The 15,053-nt window shown below is 74.6% G+C and carries 12 protein-coding genes and 2 pseudogenes; 13 read left to right on the forward strand and 1 reads right to left on the reverse strand.

Features of this window, described 5'->3' with window-relative positions; translation table 11 throughout:
• Positions 1–130 precede the first annotated feature (130 nt).
• Both IF01_RS0107225 and IF01_RS0107230 read left to right on the forward strand, forming a co-directional pair.
• Positions 131–1,354, forward strand: a complete 1,224-nt coding sequence (locus IF01_RS0107225; protein ID WP_063764159.1) for an acyltransferase family protein — start codon at positions 131–133, stop codon at positions 1,352–1,354.
• Between the two features lie 118 nt (positions 1,355–1,472).
• Positions 1,473–2,879 (forward strand): acyltransferase family protein, encoded by a 1,407-nt coding sequence (locus IF01_RS0107230; protein ID WP_051740556.1) that lies wholly within the window; start codon positions 1,473–1,475, stop codon positions 2,877–2,879.
• Between the two features lie 75 nt (positions 2,880–2,954).
• Here the strand turns inward: IF01_RS0107230 and manA are convergent, their stop codons facing one another.
• Positions 2,955–4,154: a mannose-6-phosphate isomerase, class I gene (manA, locus tag IF01_RS0107235; protein ID WP_030392454.1), complete on the reverse strand. Its 1,200-nt coding sequence runs from the start codon at positions 4,152–4,154 to the stop codon at positions 2,955–2,957.
• Positions 4,155–4,475: 321 nt separating this feature from the next.
• Here manA and IF01_RS0107240 point away from each other — a divergent pair, with 321 nt between their 5' ends.
• From IF01_RS0107240 to IF01_RS0107290, 11 genes and pseudogenes are all read left to right on the forward strand, one after another.
• A complete protein-coding gene (locus IF01_RS0107240) occupies positions 4,476–5,237 on the forward strand; it encodes a polyprenol monophosphomannose synthase (protein ID WP_030392455.1) in 762 nt (253 codons plus the stop codon).
• A 232-nt stretch (positions 5,238–5,469) separates the two neighbouring features.
• Positions 5,470–6,477, forward strand: coding sequence for an MBL fold metallo-hydrolase (locus IF01_RS0107245; protein WP_051755000.1), 1,008 nt, complete (start codon positions 5,470–5,472; stop codon positions 6,475–6,477).
• Positions 6,478–6,499: 22 nt separating this feature from the next.
• Positions 6,500–7,071 (forward strand): annotated as a pseudogene (gene mobA / locus IF01_RS0107250) (molybdenum cofactor guanylyltransferase); the annotation flags it as partial.
• Between the two features lie 105 nt (positions 7,072–7,176).
• A pseudogene (locus IF01_RS49220) lies at positions 7,177–7,461 on the forward strand (DUF6457 domain-containing protein); the annotation flags it as partial.
• Between the two features lie 5 nt (positions 7,462–7,466).
• Entirely contained in the window at positions 7,467–8,669 is a 1,203-nt protein-coding gene (locus IF01_RS0107260) for a molybdopterin molybdotransferase MoeA (RefSeq protein ID WP_375340972.1), read from the forward strand.
• Complete coding sequence (locus IF01_RS0107265; RefSeq protein WP_199523262.1) at positions 8,666–9,742, forward strand: potassium channel family protein; 1,077 nt, start codon at positions 8,666–8,668, stop codon at positions 9,740–9,742. The genes IF01_RS0107260 and IF01_RS0107265 overlap by 4 nt, the downstream gene beginning before the upstream one ends.
• An 11-nt stretch (positions 9,743–9,753) precedes the next feature.
• Positions 9,754–10,317 (forward strand): YbaK/EbsC family protein, encoded by a 564-nt coding sequence (locus IF01_RS0107270; protein ID WP_030392461.1) that lies wholly within the window; start codon positions 9,754–9,756, stop codon positions 10,315–10,317.
• A 51-nt stretch (positions 10,318–10,368) separates the two neighbouring features.
• A complete protein-coding gene (locus tag IF01_RS0107275) occupies positions 10,369–11,346 on the forward strand; it encodes an NAD(P)H-quinone oxidoreductase (protein ID WP_030392462.1) in 978 nt (325 codons plus the stop codon).
• 150 nt (positions 11,347–11,496) lie between these two features.
• Positions 11,497–12,447 carry a hypothetical protein gene (locus tag IF01_RS0107280; protein ID WP_030392463.1) on the forward strand — a complete coding sequence of 317 codons (951 nt, stop codon included), beginning with the start codon at positions 11,497–11,499 and terminating at the stop codon, positions 12,445–12,447.
• 259 nt (positions 12,448–12,706) lie between these two features.
• Positions 12,707–13,261: a bacterial proteasome activator family protein gene (locus IF01_RS0107285; protein WP_030392464.1), complete on the forward strand. Its 555-nt coding sequence runs from the start codon at positions 12,707–12,709 to the stop codon at positions 13,259–13,261.
• Positions 13,262–13,593: 332 nt separating this feature from the next.
• Positions 13,594–15,006, forward strand: coding sequence for a protein kinase domain-containing protein (locus IF01_RS0107290; protein ID WP_078879784.1), 1,413 nt, complete (start codon positions 13,594–13,596; stop codon positions 15,004–15,006).
• Positions 15,007–15,053 lie beyond the last annotated feature (47 nt).

Consider the following 15,053-nt stretch of genomic DNA (forward strand, 5'->3'; position numbering starts at 1 on the left):
GTTTCCCGGCGTTTCTCCCCGCCGGACCGGGCCGGGTGGGCCCAGGGGGACGGGTCCCGCCGATGGGCTACTGTCCTCGCCGTGACTCCGCTCCCGGTGTCGCCCCCCCACGCCGTAGGAATGCCCCCACATGTCCCGAATATCGAGCCTCAGATCCGCCGTGTTCGGCACCCAGCCACTGTCGGAAGCGCTGGGCCGGGAGAACGGGTTCGGTCTGCTGCGGCTCCTGCTCGCCCTCTCGGTGATCTTCGCCCACGCCATGCCGCTGGGCGTGCGCAGGGGAAGCATCGGGGCGCACTGGTCCCGCAACCAGGTGGAGCTGGGAGGTCTGGCGGTGGCCGGCTTCTTCGTGCTCTCCGGTTTCCTGATCACGGGCAGCGGCGTCCGGCTCAGCACGGCACGCTTCGTGTGGAACAGGGCCATCCGGATCCTGCCGGGCCTGTGGGTCTGCCTGATGGTCACGGCCTTCGTCGTCGCGCCGCTCGTGGCCCGTCGGGAACACCTGCTGGACGGCTTCTGGTCGCACCCCCAGGGCCCCTGGCAGTACGTCATGGCGAACTGGTCGATCGGCACCGGTCAGCCGGGGATCTCCGGGCTGCTGTCGCACAACGCCGACTCCGGATTCAACGGCTCGCTCTGGTCGCTCGCCTACGAGGTGCTCTGCTACCTGGTGGTCGCGGCCCTCGCCGCACTGACCGTGCTCCACCGGGCGCGCTGGGTCGTGCTCGCAACGGTCGTCGCCCTGTACTGCTACATGGTCTACCTCGCGATCCACGGTCCCGGTCTGCGGTCGCCCATCTACATCCCGACGACACTGCCGGACTGGCGACTCCCCTTCCTCGGCACGATCGGCATGGACAAGCTCGTGCCGCTGGGGCTGCTGTTCGGTCTCGGAGCGGTCGCCGAGCTCTACAAGAAGCAGCTGCGGATGAACGGGATCGCGGCCCTGCTGTCCTTCGCCCTCCTGATGGGGAGCGCCCGGTACGGCGGCTTCTACCTGATCGGACTGCCGGCCCTCGCCTACCTGCTGATCTGGCTCGCCTGCCGGATGCCCCGCCCGCTGACGAAGGTCGGCGCCAAGGCCGATTTCTCCTACGGCGTCTACATCTACGCGTTCCCGATCCAGCAGGGCCTGGCCCTCTGGCACGTGCAGAGGCACGGGTACGCCGTCTACACCGGCGCCTCCGTCGTGCTGGCCCTCGTCGCCGCGGTGCTCTCCTGGTACCTGGTGGAGAAGCCCGCGCTGAAGCTCAAGAACCTCGGGCTGCCCCGGAAGGACACCGGTGGAGCGGCCGGGCCGCCGCGGCCCGCCCGGGAGCCCGCCACCGCCCTGTCGGCCCGACCCGCCGGCTGACCCGTCGGCGTCGCTCCGTCCGGGGTCCGGAGGGGCGTGCCGCCGCCCGGGCTCCCGGGCGCGGAACGGGGTGCTCCGGGGACGATGAGTTCCGAACGGATGGGCTACTGTCCATGCCGTGAATCTCATACGACTGCAGCTCCCCGGCCGATTCCGGAGAGCCGACCGCGGTGCGGCGGCCTCCGCCGGTGCCCGCCTCGGTTGGCTGGACGCCCTGCGCGGCATCGCGGCCCTGGTCGTGGCCCTGCACCACTTCGGCATCCTGGAGCTGCTGCCGTTCGGCGGGGCGGTCTGGGACCACTTCGACCTGGGACTGTACGGCGTGATGCTGTTCTTCCTGGTCAGCGGTTACATCATCCCCGCCTCGCTGGAACGCCGGGGCGACGTCCGGGCGTTCTGGGTGGGCCGGCTGTTCCGGATCTACCCGGCGCTGATCGCCGCCTTCGCGGTGTCGCTCCTGATGCTGCCCGAGGGCGACGGATCGGTGGCGCTCTTCCGTACCGGCCACAACCTCATCTCGCTGGCCGCGAACGCGACCATGCTCCAGGACATGCTGAACGTCATCAACGGCATGGGCGTGACCTGGACCCTCACCTACGAGATGGTCTTCTACTTCCTGGTCACCGGCCTGTTCACGCTCGGCTGGCACCGGCGCAGCGGCACCATCGCGGTGACCTTCGCCGCGATCGCCCTGGTGTTCGGCGGATCGCTCGCCAGCTCCACGCTCGCCCAGTCCGTGGACGCGACCCGGCACCTGGTGCTGGCGGCCGTGCTGATCGTGGTGATGGGCTTCCTGTGCATGCTCAGCGGCAACCCGGCGCTGGCCCGGATCGGCGCCCTGCTGGTGGCCGGCCTGGCGCTGGTGCTGCTGTTCCTCAACAGCCGCGCCCCCGTCTTCGAGACCTTGCTGATCTTCGCCACGATGTTCGCCGGCACCGTGCTGTACCGCGCCGAGCACGGCCAGATCGACCGGGCCCAGGCCTGGCTGTGCTGCGGGTTCGTGGTGGTCTCCGGAGTCGCGATCGGCTGGATGTACAACCGCAACGGTGTCGAGCTGAACACCTGGAACTCGGGCTGGGTCGCCTGGTCGCTGTCGTTCACGGGCGCCTGGGCCACCTTCCTGGCGGCGATGCTGCTGCGCAAGAAGCGCTTCCCGAAGCCGCTGACCTGGCTCGGCTCGGTCAGCTTCTCGCTGTACCTGCTGCACGTGCCGCTGCTGCACACCATCCGCCCGCACCTGGCGAACCCGATGCCGGAGACCGCCGGCGCCAAGACGCTCTGGACGGTCGAGTACCTGGCGATCTCGCTGGTCGCCGCCTACCTGCTGTACCGGCTGGTGGAGCTGCCGTTCCAGAAGCTGGGGCGCAAGGCGCTGAAGGCGCTGGAGCGGAAGTTCCCCGCGGGACCTGCGGACGGACCCGGGGACGGCCCGACGGACGGAGCGGCCCGCCCGGCCGCCGTTCCGGCACCGGCCGAGCCGGCGGGCGCCCGGGTGCCCGTGGAGGCGGGCGCCTCGACGGGCTGAGGCCCGTTCGGGCACACCTGCACCGTTTCCCGTCCCCGTTCCCCGGTACTTTCGCCGGGGGCGGGGACGGACGGCTCAGAGCGTGACGGTGGCCCGGAAGACGGTGGCGCCGGTACCGGTCAGCCGGATCGCGGCGCCGGTGGCCGGGAGGAAGGCGGACTCGCCGCGGGCCAGCTCCAGGCTGTCGCCGTCGGCCGAGGCCAGCCGGGCCGTGCCCGCCGTGCAGAGCAGGATCTGCGGCGCGTCGCCGGGCAGCGTCCGCTCCCGGCCGTCGAGGACGAACCGGGAGAGCCGGAACTCGTCGATCGGCACGGGGTAGAGCTCCTCGCCCGGCGTCGTGTCCACCGTGACCGGCAGCAGCGGCTCGGGCGCGGTGGCGGCGAACACGACCACCTTGAGCAGCTCGGGCACGTCGATGTGCTTGGGGGTGAGGCCGGCTCGCAGCACGTTGTCCGAGTTGGCCTGGAGCTCGACGCAGACGCCGTGCAGATACGCGTGCGGGACGCCGGCGCCCAGGTAGAGCGCCTCGCCGGCGCGCAGCAGGACGTGGTTGAGCAGCAGTCCGGCGATCAGCCCCCGGTCGCCGGGGAAGTCCCGGGCGATCCGGACGTACGGCGCGTACGGCCCGTCCGGGTCTTCGGCGGCCGCCTTGCCGACCGCCTCGGCGGTGTCCCGGACCACGGCCTCGGCGGCCGGGCCCTCCAGGCCGAGTGCGGCGGCGAGGGCGCCGCTGAGTGCCTCGGACTCGTCGTCGGCCCGGAGCGGGGCGATCACCGGCTCCAGTGCGGGGACGCCGAGACCGGCCAGCAGCGCGGCCGCGTCGGCGGGCCGGCGGAAGCCGCACAGTCCGTCGAAGTCGCCGAGGGCGCAGATGAGTTCGGGCTTGTGGTTGGCGTCTCGGTAGTTGCGGTGCGGGGCGTCCAGCGGGATCCCCAGGGCGTTCTCGGCCGCGAAGCCGGCCCGGGCCTGGTCGAGCGAGGGGTGGGCCTGGATGGAGATCGGGATGCCCGGGGTGAGGACCTTGAGCAGGAACGGCAGGGTGGGCCCGAACCGGGTCACCGAGGCGGCCCCCAACTCGCCCTCGGGATCCGCCGCGATCAGCTCGTCCAGCCGCCGCGGCCCCTCGCCCCGGTCGGCCCGGGAGGGGTCGCCGGGGTGCGCGCCCATCCAGAGCTCGGCCTGCGGTTCGCCGGTCGGCTCCTGCCCGAGCAGCTCGGGGAGCGCGGTGACGGATCCCCAGGCGTACGGGCGGACGGTGTTGACGAGCTTGTCCATGGGCGCGGTCCTGCTCCTTTGCTGCGGTGGGCTGGCGGGCCTCGCCGCCGGGCGGCGCCCCGCGGGCGGTGCTGACGGTGGGCATCCGGGCAAAGGCCGGGCATCGACCCTAGCCGACCGGTGCCTCCGCAGGGGAAACGCCGGAGGCCGGTGGGGAGTGCCTCGGGCGGCGGGTCGGTTCGAGAACGCGGTAGTAGGATGCCAGGACCCAGTGTTTTCCACAGTGTCCCCCAGTCGGCGGGTGCCGGCCGGGGCTGTGAGTCCTGATGAGTGCGGGCAACGGTGACTGGCACTTCCCGCCACCGGCCGAGAGGTTAGTACGTGACCGTCAACCAGCAGAGTTTTGCTGATCTCGGCCGGGTGCTGGTGATCATCCCCACCTACAACGAGGTGGAGAACGTCGAGCGCATCGTCGGCCGGGTCCGCGCCGCCGTCCCCGAGGTGCACATCCTCGTCGCCGACGACAACAGCCCGGACGGCACCGGTGAGCTCGCCGACAAGCTGGCGGCCGAGGACTCCCACGTGCGCGTCCTGCACCGCAAGGGCAAGGAGGGTCTGGGCGCGGCCTACCTGGCCGGCTTCCGCTGGGGCATCGACGAGGGCTACGACGTGCTCGTCGAGATGGACGCCGACGGGTCGCACCGGCCCGAGGAGCTGGAGCGGCTGCTGACCGCGCTGCGCGGCGCCGACCTGGTGCTCGGCTCGCGCTGGGTGCCCGGCGGCCGGGTGGTGAACTGGCCGAAGTCCCGGCTGCTGCTCTCGCGGGCCGGCTCGACCTACTCGCGGCTGATGCTCGGCGTGCCGATCCGGGACGTCACCGGCGGCTACCGGGCGTTCCGCAAGGAGACCCTGCTGGGCCTGGGCATGGACGAGGTCGCCTCGGCCGGCTACTGCTTCCAGGTCGACCTGGCCTGGCGCACCGTGAAGGCCGGTTTCAAGGTGGCCGAGGTGCCGATCACCTTCGTCGAGCGGGAGCTCGGCGCGTCCAAGATGAGCCGGAACATCGTGGTCGAGGCGCTCTGGCGGGTGACCTCCTGGGGCGTCGCCGACCGCTTCGCCCGGCTGACCGGCGGGAAGCGCTGACGCCGCCGGGCCACCCGGACACGTGAGCGGGAAGGCGTGCCCCTTCGGGCGCGCCTTCCGCGTTTTCGGCGTGCGCTGCTCCCATGCTGTAGGGCGCGAGGCCCGGCCGTGCCGGGGGCCGCCGTACCCGCCACCACCGCATACCACCACGCACCGCACACCAGCACGCACCGCAAACCACCACCGCCGAGCCGGACCGAGACCGGGGCAGCCGAACCAGAGGGAGCAACCAGTGACGCCGTCCCCGTCCGACCAGAACACCGCCGGGGCGCCGGTCCGGCCGCTGGAGGTGGCCGTCTTCACCGGCCCCGAGTCGGCCTTCTTCGCCACCTCCACGCTGATCCTCGGCGAGCACACGGCGATCCTGGTCGACGCCCAGCTCACCCGCAGTGCCGGCCGCGAGCTGGCCGAATGGGTCGCGGGCAAGGGCCGTCGGCTGCTCGCCATCGTGGTCACCCACCACCACCCGGACCACTACTTCGGCGCCGAGGAGGTGCTGCGGCTCTTCCCGGACGCCCGGCTGCTGGCCGCGCCGCCGGTCGTGGACGGCATCCTGCGCACCGCCGCCGCGAAGGTCGCCCAGTGGAAGCCGGTGTTCGGGGACGACATCCCGGACCATCCGCTGGTCCCGGCCCCGCTGCTCCCCCAGCCGCTGATGATCGACCGGCAGGCGATCCCGGTGCTGCTGCTCGGACAGGGCGACTGCGACGGTTCGACCGTGGTGCACGTGCCCAGCATCCGCACCGTGATCGCCGGCGACTTCGTCTACAACGGCACCCACGTCTGGACCGCCGACACCACGCCGGAACGCCGCACCGAGTGGGTCCGCAACCTCGGCCGGATCGCCGAACTCGGCGTGGAGCGGGTGATCGCCGGACACCGCGCGCCCGACCAGGGCGACGACGCGGCCCGGGTGCTCGCCTTCACCGGGGAGTACCTGCAGGACTTCGACCGGCTGCTGGCCGAGCACCCGGACGACACGGAGGCGCTGGTCGCGGCCGTGAACGAGCGGTACGGGGAGCTCACCCTGCCGGCCGTGCTGGAGCTGAGCGCGGCCGCCAACACCGCCGCCCGCGCCGCTGCCGACACTGCCACCGACACCTCGGCCGCGGCTCCGGCCGTCGACCTGGACGACGCCGCCGTGGACGACGCGGAGGACGCGGACGACGCGGACGCGGAGGACCCGGGCGACGCGGACGGCCCGGCCGACCGGGAAGCGCCCGGCCCGACCGCCGACTGAGCCGGCGGCGGATACTGGCGGCATGACGCCGTACGACGTGATCGTCCCGGCCGGGGGAGCTGCCCGCCGGCTCGGCGGCGCGGACAAGCCGGCCCTGACCGTCGGCGAGACCACCCTGCTGGACCGGGTGCTCGCCGCCTGCGCGGGCGCCGGGACCACCGTGGTGGTCGGCCCGGCCCGCCCCACCACCCGCCCCGGGGTCCGCCGGACCCGCGAGCACCCGCCCGGCGGCGGACCGGTGGCGGCCGTCGCGGCCGGCCTCGCCGAGGTCACCGCCGAACTGGTGCTGCTGCTCGCCGCCGACCTGCCCTTCCTCGACGAGCGCACCGTCCACCGGCTGGTCACCGCCCTCGACGAGGCCGGGCCGGACACCGAGGCGGTCGTCCTGGTCGACGCCGCCGGCCGCGACCAGCCGCTCGCCGCCGCCTACCGCACCGCCGCCCTGCGCACCGCGCTGGCCGCCGCCGGCGACCCCGCCGGTCTCCCGCTGCGCCGCCTGACCGGCAACCTGCGCACCCTGCGGCTGGCCGACACCGACGACGTCACCTACGACTGCGACACCTGGGAGGACCTCGCCCGGGCCCGGGAGCGCGACAGCCACTAGCGACAGCCACCAGGGGTCCTCACCCCGCTGCGCACCCCGGTGTGCGGGAAACGACGCGCGGCGCTCACCGGGCAAACATCCCGGGGAAACCGCCGATCAGGCAGCATGTCCGCATGGAGCGCACGCTGGATGACTGGATCGCCGAGGCCTGTACCGAGCTGGGCATCGACCTGGACGTCGATGTCAAGGGTCTGCTCGACCTGGCCCGGGTGGTCGCGCACGGGGTGGACCGGCCCGCCGCCCCGCTGACCACCTTTCTGATCGGGTACGCCGCAGCGTCGCGCGGCGGCGGGCCGGAGGCGGTCGCCGAGGCGTCCCGGCGGGCCGCCGCGCTCGCCGAGCGCTGGGCCGCCGCGGCCACGGACCAGGGGCAGCCGTGAGCGCGGTGGAGGACCTCGTCGTGCTCGACCAGCCGCCGGCCCCGACCGGCCCGACGGGCTGGGCGGCCGCCCGGGAGACCGCACGCCGGGCCGGCCGGCCCGGGTCCGCGCCCCCGCGCGTCCCGCTGGCCGAGGCGCTCGGCCGCACCCTCGCCGAGCCGCTGACCGCGCTCACCGACCTGCCCGCCTTCGACACCTCGGCGATGGACGGCTGGGCGGTGGCCGGGCCCGGCCCCTGGCGGGTGTCCGGCCGACTGCTGGCCGGGCGCCCCGCGGACGGCCCGCTGGCCGACGGCGCCGCCGTCGAGATCGCCACCGGCGCCCAGCTCCCCCCGGGCGCCACCGCCGTGCTCCGCCGCGAACACGGGGAACCGGACGGCCCGCTGCTGCGCGAGCGCGTCCCCGGCGCGCTGACCACCGGCCAGGACGTCCGCCCGCGCGGTCAGGAGTGCCGGCGCGGCGAGCAACTGCTCCCGGCCGGGACCAGGATCGGTCCGGCCGTGCTCGGCCTGGCCGCGGCCGGCGGCCACGACCTGCTGGCCGTGCACCGGCGCCCGGTGGTGGAGCTGCTGGTGCTCGGCGACGAACTGCTCGGCTCCGGCCTGCCCCGACCCGGCCTGGTCCGGGACGCGCTCGGTCCGCTGCTGCCGCCGTGGCTGCGGGCCGCCGGCGCGGAGACCGGCGAACCGCGCGCCGTCCGCGACGACTTCGGACTGCTCAGGGACGCGCTGCGGCACTCCACCGCCGATGTGGTGGTCACCACCGGAGGGACGGCGGCCGGTCCGGTGGACTTCCTGCACCGGGCGCTCGCCGAGGTCGGCGCCCGGCTGCTGGTGGACGGGGTCGCCGTCCGCCCCGGCCATCCGATGCTGCTGGCCGAACTGCCCGGCGGGCGTCATCTGGTGGGTCTGCCGGGCAATCCGCTGGCCGCGGTCGCGGGGGCGGTCACCCTCGCCCTGCCGCTGCTGCACGCGCTGGCCGGGCGCGGCCCCGGCGAACCGGTCCGGGCCGTGGCCGTCGCCGCCCTGCCCGGACACCCGGTGGACACCCGGCTGCTGCCGGTCCGGCGGACCGCCCACGGGGTGGTCCAACTCCCCTACGACGGACCGGCGATGCTGCGCGGGATCGCGCTGGCGGAGGCGCTCGCCGTGGTGCCGCCGGGCGGCGCGGCGGCCGGTGCCGCGGTCGAACTGCTGGAGGCGCCGTGAGCACCGGCGGCGGACGGGGGTTCGGCCGCTTCTCCGGCCGGGCCGCGGCGGAGGCGGAGCCCTGGGCGGACGCCGGGATCGTGCTGCCCGCCCGGCGCAGCGCCCCGGCGCTGCGGCAGGTCGGCTTCCGGCTGCTGCTGGCCCTGGCGGTGCTGGTGGCCACGACGCTGATCGTCTGGGTGGACCACGAGGGCTACAACGACAACGCCGGGGGCGGGGTGAGCCTGCTGGACTCGGCCTACTACGCCACGGTGACGCTCTCCACCACGGGCTACGGCGACATCACCCCGTACAGCGACACCGCCCGGCTCACCAACATCTTCGTGATCACCCCGCTGCGGGTGCTGTTCCTGATCATCCTGGTCGGCACCACCCTGGAGGTGCTCACCGAACGCACCCGTCAGCAGTGGCGGTTGAACCGATGGAGGTCCACCGTGCGCGAGCACACCGTCGTGATCGGCTACGGCACCAAGGGCCGCAGCGCGATCGACACCCTGATCCTGCAGGGGGTGCGCAAGGAGGAGATCGTGGTGGTCGACCCGCAGCGCAAGGCGGTCGACCAGGCGGCCCAGCACGGTCTGGTGGCCGTGCTCGGCGACGCCACCAGGACCGACACCCTGCTGCGGGCCGGACTCCCCACCGCCGCCCGGGTGGTGGTGGCGCCGGAGCGGGACGACACCGCCGCCCTGATCACCCTGACCGCCCGCCAGCTCACCCGCACGGCCACCGTCGTGGCGGCGGTGCGCGAGGACGAGAACGCCCCGCTGCTGCGGCAGAGCGGCGCCGACGTGGTGGTGACCAGCTCCAGCGCGGCGGGCCGGCTGCTCGGCATGTCGATGCTCAGCCCGCACACCGGTGCGGTGATGGAGGACCTGCTCACCTACGGCGACGGCCTGGACGTGGTCGAGCGCCCGGTCACCCGGGCCGAGGCCGGGCACAGCCCGCGCGAGTGCGAGGACCTGGTGGTCGCGGTGGTCCGCGGCCGAAGGGTGATCAACTACACCGAGCCGGAGGCGCAGACCCTGCAGCTCACGGACCGGGTGATCGTCATCAAGTCGGCCGCCCAGGCGTAGGGTCGTCCGTCATGAGTGATCAACCACCGCTCCCCTTCGGCGCCTTCGAGTTCCACGCCACCGCGCTGGAGGTGGCCGACCGGCTGGCGGCCCCGGTGGCCGAGGCACTGGCGGCCTGGCCGGACCGGGAGGCCGCCGGTTCGGTGCTCTACGTCGAGACCGACCCGGAGAAGGCCGACACCGCCGTCTTCTGCGAGACCTACGAGGTGCCGCTGGAGGCCTCGGCGAACTGCGTGGTGGTCGCCGCCCGGCGCGGCGGGGAGACCACCATGGCCGCCTGCCTGGCGCTGGCGACCACCCGGGTCGACGTCAACCGGGCCGTCCGCAAGCACCTGGACGCCCGCAAGGCCTCGTTCGCCCCGATGGACGCCGCGGTCGGGGCGACCGGCATGGAGTACGGCGGCATCACCCCGGTCGGGCTTCCGGCGGGCTGGCCGCTGCTGGTCGACGCGGCGGTCGCGGCGGCCCCGTTCGTCCTGGTGGGCAGCGGGCGGCGGCGGGGCAAGCTGATCCTGCCGGGCCGGGCGGCGGCCGCGCTGCCCGGAGCGGTGGTGCTCCCGGAGCTGGCCGGCTGACAGGCGGGTCGGCCCGCCGTCCGGCCGCCGGGTCGCAGTAGCGTCGGGTCCATGCATGCGATGACGATTCCTGAACCCGGCGGGCCCGAGGCGCTGCGCTGGGCGGAGGTGCCGGACCCGGTGCCCGGGGAGGGCGAGGTCCTGGTCGAGGTGGCGGCCACCGCCGTCAACCGCGCCGACCTGCTCCAGCGGCAGGGCTTCTACGAACCGCCGCCGGGCAGTTCGCGCTATCCGGGCCTGGAGTGCGCGGGCCGGATCGCCGCGCTGGGGCCCGGGGTGGCCGGCTGGGCGGTCGGTGACGAGGTGTGCGCGCTGCTGGTCGGCGGCGGCTACGCGGAGCGGGTCGCGGTGCCGGTCGGCCAACTGCTCCCGGTGCCGAAGGGGTTGACCGCGGAACAGGCCGCCGCGCTGCCGGAGGTGGTCTGCACGGTGTGGTCCAACGTCTTCCTCACCGCGCGGCTGCGCCCCGGCGAGACGGTGCTGGTGCACGGCGGCGCGAGCGGCATCGGGACGATGGCGATCCAGCTGGCCAAGGCCGTCGGTGCCCGGGTCGCCGTGACGGCGGGCGGCCCCGAGAAGCTGGCCCGCTGCGCCGAACTGGGCGCCGACGTGCTGATCGACTACCGCGAGCAGGACTTCGTCGAGGTGCTCGGGGAGGCCACCGGCGGGGCCGGGGCGGACGTGATCCTGGACATCATGGGCGCCAAGTACCTGTCGCGGAACGTGGACGCGCTGGCGGTCAACGGGCGGCTGGTGATCATCGGGCTGCAGGGCGGGGTGCAGGGCGAGCTGAACCTCAACACCCTGCTGCGCAAGCGCGCCGCGGTGATCGCGACCAATCTGCGCGGGCGGCCGCTGGCCGAGAAGGCGGCGATCGTGGCGGCGGTGCGCGAGCACGTCTGGCCGCTGGTCGAGTCGGGCGTGGTGCGGCCGGTGGTCGACCGGGTGCTGCCGCTGGCGGAGGCGGCCGAGGCGCACCGGGTGCTGGAGGCCGGGGCGCAGGTCGGCAAGGTGGTCCTGAAGGTCTGAGGCCGCGGGTCGGGCGGGTCCGGGGGCCTGGCGGCCGCCCGGGCCCGCCGTACGACATGCCCGGAATGTCGGACTGTGTGAGTCTGGACGGGAGCTGTCCCGCCGCCGACCCCGCCCAGCGCGGTCGGCCGTCGCGGAAGGACCTCGACCGTGCCCGCACCCGCACCCTCGTCCGCGTTCCTCGGGCCGCTGCCCGCGGCCCTGCCGCCGCACCCTTCCCACCGCCGCACCGGCCGGCGGCTGCTTGCGGTGGCGGTGCTCGGGCTCGCCGTGCCGCTGGTGCTCGGGCCGGCCGCGATCGCCCTGCCGAGCGCGCCGGCCGGTGCCGTCGGTGCCGTTCCCGTCCCGGTCGCCGCCCCCGAACCGTCGGAGCAGCCGGCGGCCCCGGCGCCGTCCGGTTCGGCGGCGCCCTCGGACGGGTTCTCCCCGGTGGCTTCCCCGGAGCCGGAGCCGCAGCAGGAACCGGTGCCTGATCCGCAGCAGGAGCCGGAACAGCCGTCCGCCGGTGCCGAGCCGGAGCCGACGGCCGTCGCGGAGACCCCCGCCGAACCGACCGCGTCCGAGCCCTTCCCCGCCGAGCCCTCCCCCGAGCCGACCGTGCCCGGGCCCTCCTCCCCGGAGCCGGCCGCCCCGGTGTCGCCGTCCGCGGCCGTCCCGGCCGCCACCGCGGTGGCGTGGCAGGCGGTCGGCCGGGTCCGTCCCGGTCCCTCCTGGGCCGACCGGGAGCAGCGCCACGGCCGCCACCGTCCCGCCTCGGCGCCCGAGCGCACCGGGTCGGCCCCCGAGGGGGCGCCGGACCTGGGCCGGGCGCAGGCGGCCGAGCAGGCGCCGGAGCAGCCTTCCGCCACCGGCGCGGACGCCGCGCCGGGCCCGGCGGCCGGGGGTGCCGAGGGCGCGGTGGAGTCGGCCGCGCCGGAGGACGGCTCCGGCGGCGAGACCCTGGCACTCGGCCGGCCCGGGCCGCAGGCGGTGCTGGTCGGCCCGGCCCTGCTGCCCACCCGCTGGGACGACGCCGCCACCCGCCAGCTGCCGCTGGGTGCCGGTCTGGGGCTGATCGGCTGCGGGCTGGGCCTGATCGGGCTGCGGCTGCGCCGGCACTGACCGCGTCCCGGCGGTCGGACGGGGCCGCCCCCGGTGCGCCGGATCCGGGAGCGGACTGAGTATCCGTACGGATACCGCGGCCCCGCCCCCGGGCGTAGCGTCGTTTCCCGGTGCGGGCGCGCGGCCGGTCGCGGCACCGGCGGCGGGCGGGGCGGGGCGGGTCGGTCGGGGGCCTCCTCCCCGGCAACCCCAGTGAGGGAGAATGTGGTTCATGACGAATCCGATGAACGAGTACTCGTCGCAGGAGTTCCACCAGGCCATGGGCGGGCAGCCGCAGGACGGCCAGAAGGTGCTGATCGTCGGACCGGACGGGCTGCCGGTGGGTTCGGCGACCGGCCCGATGGGGGACGACGGCGACGGTCCGCGTGAACTGCCGGTGACCGAGATGGTCGAACAGCCCGCCAAGGTCATGCGGATCGGCAGCATGATCAAGCAGTTGCTGGAGGAGGTCCGCGCGGCTCCCCTCGACGAGGCCAGCCGGGCGCGGCTGAAGGACATCCACGCCAGCTCGATCAAGGAGCTGGAGCTGGGCCTGGCCCCCGAGCTGGTGGCCGAGCTGGAGCGGCTGTCGCTCCCGTTCACCGAGGACTCGATCCCGACCGAGGCCGAGCTGCGGATCGCCCAGGCGCAGCTGGTGGGCTGGCTGGAGGGCCTGTTCCACGGCATCCAGACCGCGCTGTTCGCGCAGCAGATGGCGGCCAGGGCGCAGCTGGAGCAGATGCGGCGGGCGCTGCCGCCCGGTCTGCACGGCGGGGAGCCGGAGGGGGACGAGCCGGGCGAGGGCCGCGGCATCCGCTCCGGTCCCTACCTGTAGCAGTCCCCCCACGCGTGGGCGTCCGCCCACCTGTGGACGTCGGCCGTACCCGTACCGCCACGGCCCCGCCGGGGCGGCACGGCACGGGGCGCGGCCGGCCGCGCCGGCGGCGCGAGCACTACCGACCGGTACCGGGTCGCGACCTGGACACAGTGTCGGCCCTGGGCCGGTCGGTGTCCCCGCGAGCCGATACCCTGACCCCCTGTCGCAGTCCGGGCGAGCGTCGCGACAGGGGTCGGGCAGGCCAGCGGGCCGGGCCCGGAAACACGCACGGACGAGACCGAATGTCACGGTCGCGGCGGTACGGCCGCGCCGAGGGGGAGCAGAGGACCATGAGCGAGCACGGCAACGCGGCGGCCGAGGGCTACTCCCTGGGCAACGGGCGGTACGTGCTGCAGCGGGTGCTGGGCGAGGGCGGTATGGCCTCGGTCCACCTCGCCTACGACAGCGTGCTGGACCGGCAGGTCGCGCTGAAGAGCATGCACGCCGAGCTGGGCCGGGACGACTCGTTCAAGGAGCGGTTCCGCCGCGAGGCCCAGGCGGTGGCCCGGCTGGAGCACCCGAACATCGTCACCGTCTACGACAGCGGCGAGGACATCGCCCAGGACGGCTCCAGCACGCCGTACATCGTGATGCAGCTGATCGACGGCAAGGGCCTGCGGGACGCCATCAACGAGGCGGTCGGCCAGCACGGCGCGATGCCGGTCGAGGAGGCGCTGCGGGTCACCATCGGTGTGCTGAACGCGCTGGAGGCCTCGCACGACATGGGCCTGGTGCACCGTGACATCAAGCCCGGCAACGTCATGTTCGACCGCAAGGGCAACGTCAAGGTCATGGACTTCGGCATCGCCCGCGCGCTGGAGAGCGGGGTCACCTCGATGACCCAGACCGGCATGGTGGTCGGCACCCCGCAGTACCTCTCGCCCGAGCAGGCGCTGGGCAAGCCGGTGGACGCCCGCTCCGACCTCTACTCGGTCGGCGTGATGCTCTTCGAGATGATCACCGGCCAGCTGGTCTTCGACGGCGACTCGGCCTTCTCGATCGCGTACAAGCACGTCCAGGAGGAGCCGCCGGCGCCGTCCACGCTCAACCCGCGGCTGGCCCCGGCGGTCGACGGGTTCGTCGCGACGGCGCTGCGCAAGGACCCGGCGCACCGCTTCGCGAGCGCGGCGGCGATGCGGGACGAGGCCGAGCGGCTGCTCTCGGCCGGCAAGGGCGGCGGCAGCCCGCTGGCGGCCAGCAACCCGCTGGTGATCACCGACGGTCCGCGGTCGGTGCACGCCGCGCCGCAGGCACCGCAGACCCCGCAGCCGTTCCAGCCCATGCAGCCGCAGCCGTTCCAGCCGCACGCGCAGCCGCAGTTCCAGACGCCGCCGCCGGTGTTCCAGGCCCCGCACACGCCGCAGCCCTTCCCGCAGCCGCAGCCGTTCCAGACGCCGCCGGTCTTCCAGCAGCCGCACACGCCGCAGCCCTTCCCGCAGCAGGCGCACACCCCGCCGCCGCACCCGATGCCGGCGCCGCCGTTCCAGCCGCAGCCGGTGCCCGCGTCGAACAGCGGTGGCTGCTCGACCGCCCTGGTGATCATCGGCATCATCGTCGGTGTGATCGTGCTGGCGGTCATCATCATCGCGATCGTGGTCAACCGGGCCGAGGGCCAGTCGAAGGACGGGGCGCGGGGCGTCTCGAGCGCGGTGGTCACGGCACCGGGACCGGACGGCCGGGCCGACCGGAATGGCCTGCTCTGACGGGTTCTGCCCGGAACACGCGTGCTCCGGGGGTCCGCCGGAGGCGG

The sequence above is a fragment of the Kitasatospora purpeofusca genome, assembly GCF_000718025.1.
Taxonomy (GTDB): domain Bacteria; phylum Actinomycetota; class Actinomycetes; order Streptomycetales; family Streptomycetaceae; genus Kitasatospora; species Kitasatospora purpeofusca.